Origin of the sequence: Frigoribacterium sp. MEB024, assembly GCF_000878135.1 — a bacterium.
Classification (GTDB): domain Bacteria; phylum Actinomycetota; class Actinomycetes; order Actinomycetales; family Microbacteriaceae; genus Frigoribacterium.
Window position 1 is genome coordinate 1 of sequence record NZ_JXQZ01000100.1, and the last position, 3278, is coordinate 3278.

At 70.9% G+C, this 3278-nt stretch carries 3 protein-coding genes; all 3 read left to right on the forward strand.

Features of this window, described 5'->3' with window-relative positions; genetic code table 11:
* Window positions 1-70 precede the first annotated feature (70 nt).
* The 3 genes from SZ60_RS14630 to SZ60_RS14640 all read left to right on the forward strand — a co-directional run bounded on the left by SZ60_RS14630 (window position 71) and on the right by SZ60_RS14640 (window position 3067).
* Window positions 71-922 carry a carbohydrate ABC transporter permease gene (locus tag SZ60_RS14630; protein WP_082060199.1) on the forward strand — a complete coding sequence of 284 codons (852 nt, stop codon included), beginning with the start codon at window positions 71-73 and terminating at the stop codon, window positions 920-922.
* Window positions 919-1830 (forward strand): carbohydrate ABC transporter permease, encoded by a 912-nt coding sequence (locus tag SZ60_RS14635; RefSeq protein WP_082060198.1) that lies wholly within the window; start codon window positions 919-921, stop codon window positions 1828-1830. Before SZ60_RS14630 ends, SZ60_RS14635 begins: the two co-directional genes overlap by 4 nt.
* Before the next feature lie 181 nt (window positions 1831-2011).
* Window positions 2012-3067, forward strand: coding sequence for a glycosidase (locus tag SZ60_RS14640; protein ID WP_043597160.1), 1056 nt, complete (start codon window positions 2012-2014; stop codon window positions 3065-3067).
* Window positions 3068-3278 lie beyond the last annotated feature (211 nt).

The following is a 3278-nucleotide window of genomic DNA, read 5'->3' on the forward strand; positions in this document are numbered from 1 at the left end:
CGGTGGTCGCCGCGACGACGACCCGCGCGGGCGTCGGCGGGGCGGCCCGCTCGGCAAGCACCCGCTCGGCCTGCTGTTCAGCGCGCCCTACCTGGTGTTCGTGCTGGCGGTGTTCGCGTACCCGTTGGTCTACGCGGTCTACATCGCGTTCCACGACTACTTCTTCACGGCGCCCGGTGCCGTCGTCGCGCGGCCCTTCGTCGGCCTCGACAACTTCGTCACCGCGTTCACCGACCCGGCGGTGATCCGCTCGTTCGGCAACGTCGGCGTCTTCCTGGTGATCAACGTGCCGCTGACCGTCGTGCTGAGCATGGTGCTCGCCACGGCGCTCGACAAGGTCGCGCACTTCCGGGGGTTCCTGCGGGTGGCGTTCTACGTGCCGTACCTGACGGCGAGCGTCGCCGTCGTCGCGGTCTGGCTGTTCCTCTTCAACGGCGACGGTCTCGTGAACAACGTGCTCGGACCGCTGGCCCCGACGCCCTCGTGGCTGATCAACTCGGCGTGGGCCATGCCCTCGATCGCGTTGTTCGTCACCTGGAAGCAGCTCGGGTTCTACATCCTGCTGTACCTCGCGGCGCTGCAGAACGTGCCGAAAGAGCTGTACGAGGCGGCCTCGAGCGACGGTGCCGGCCCGATCCGGTCGTTCTTCACCGTCACCGTGCCGGGCGTGCGTCCGGCCACCGTGCTCGTGCTGCTCGTCTCGACCGTCACGGGGGCGAACCTCTTCACCGAGCCGTACCTGCTGACCGGGGGAGGCGGGCCGAACGGCGCGTCGACCTCGCCCGTCCTGCTGATGTACCAGAAGGGCATCGAGCAGGGGAACCCCGACCAGGCCGCCGCGATCGGCGTCGTGCTCGTGATCCTCGTGCTGGTCATCGCCCTGCTGCAGAACCGGTTCGCCGGCGGAAAGGACGAACGATGACGATCGCCGACGAACGCGCCTCGACCCCCGAGGCGAGCCCTGCCCGCACCCCGCGGGTGGTGAAGAAGCCGCCCCTGACCCGGGCCCAGACCACGCTGCGCGGCGTCGTGCTGGCGATCGGCGCCCTGGCGTTCCTCTTCCCGTTCTACTACATGGTGATCGGCTCGCTGCAGACCAAGCCCGACCCGACCGTGGCCGGGGCGTTCCCGCACCCGTCGAACCTGACGGTCGAGAACTACGCCGCGATCGACAGCCGCATCGGGCTGCTGAGCGGCCTGCTCAACTCGGGAATCTTCACGGTCGGCGTGCTCGCCTGCACCCTCGTGTTCGGTGTGCTGGTCGGCTACGCGCTGGCCGTGCTGCAGTGGCGCGGTCGCGGGGTCACCTTCGCCCTGGCGCTGCTCGTGCAGGTGGTGCCCTTCCAGCTGCTGATCATCCCGCTGTACGTGCTCATCGCGCGCAACTACGGGCTGAGCGACAACTACCTGGGCATGATCCTGCCGTTCGCCATCAACTCGACGGCGGTGATCATCTTCCGGCAGTACTTCCTGCAGCTTCCGAAGGAGCTCTTCGAGGCCGCGCGCATCGACGGCACCGGCGAGTTCCGGCTGCTGTGGAACATCGCGTTGCCACTCGTGCGCCCGGCGCTGGTCACGGCCCTGCTGCTGACCTTCATCGGTCCGTGGAACGAGTTCCTCTGGCCGTTCCTCATCACCAAGGAGGCGTCGATGCAGCCGCTCGCCGTGTCGCTGGCGAACTACATCAGCAACGTGGCGGCGACCGCGGCGAACCCGTTCGGCGCGACCCTCGCGGGCGCCGTCGTGCTGGCCGCTCCGGTCGTGCTGCTGTTCATCGTGTTCCAGCGCTACTTCATCTCGACCGACGTCGGCTCGAGCGTGAAGGGCTGACGGATCGCCTCCCGACCCGAGGAGGCGCGGTGCGCGACCGGCGCGCCCCGCGCCTCCTCGGCTCCCCACCCCCAGACCGGGTCGTCGTGCCGACGGCCCCCACCGCAGGAGGCGCGGTGCGATCCCCCCTCGCATCGCGCCTCCGTCGCCTCTCGCCTCTCGCCTCTCGAAAGGGCCTCCCATGGCTGACTTCCCGTACCGACTGACCCGCCTGGCCGTCGTGATGACCCCCGACCCCGACTCGCCCGACGAGGCCGAAGGGGTGCTCAACCCCGGCTCAGGTCGCGGGCCGGACGGCGAGCTCTACCTGCTGCCGCGGCTCGTGGCCACGGGCAACGTGTCCCGGGTGGGCCTGGCCCGGGTCGTCGTCGAGGACGGCGTGCCCGTGGGCGTGACCCGCGAGGGCGTCGTGCTCGCGCCAGACCGCGGGTGGGAACGCGGCGCGACCCACGCCGGCGTCGAGGACCCGCGCGTCACCTGGATCGAGGAGCTCGGGCTGCACGTGATGACCTACGTCGCCTACGGGCCGCTCGGGCCGCGCACCGCCGTCGCCGTGAGCGACGACCTGCGCGACTGGCGCCGACTCGGCCCCGCGACCTTCGAGTACGTCGACGAGCTCGACACCGACCTCGGGCTGTTCCACAACAAGGACACCGTGTTCTTCCCGTCGCCGGTCACCGCGCCGGACGGCGTGCGCAGCTTCGCCGTCCTGCACCGACCGATGTGGCACATCGGCGCGACGGTTCCGGGCGAGGGCAGCCCGCTGCCGGCCGGCGTCACCGACGGGCGGCACTCGATCTGGATCAGCTACGTGCCGGTCGAGGCGGTCGCCGCCGACCCGCGGGCGTTGGCGCGGTGGGGGCAGCACCGATTCGTCGCCGGCCCCGAGTTCCCGTTCGAGGAGCTGAAGATCGGCGGCGGCCCGCCCCCGCTGCGCGTCGACGAGGGCTGGCTGCTGCTGCACCACGGCGTCACGGGCGTGATCGACGACGCGTTCGCCCAGCAGCAGAACGTCAACTACGCGGCGGGCGGGATGATCCTCGACGCCGACGACCCGTCCCGCGTGGTCACCCGGTCGGAGGTGCCGCTGCTCGAGGCCGAGACCGCCGACGAACGCGACGGCATCGTGCCGAACGTGGTGTTCCCGACCGCGATCGAAGAGGTCGACGGCGTCCCGTACGTGTTCTACGGCATGGCCGACTCGAAGATCGGCGTCGCCCGCCTCGACCGGGCCTGAGCTCCACCAGAGATCGACGTCGAGCACGGCCCGACGACAGCAGACCACGACAAGAAGGAGGCGGTCGACGATGATCGCACGCAACTCACGATGGACGGGCGCAGCGCTCGCCGCGGCCCTGGCGACCGTGCTGGGGGTGACGGGGGCGCTGCCGGCTGCCGCCGCGCCTCCTGCTCCGGCGTCCGCGCCGCCCGGGTCGGCCGCTCCGACC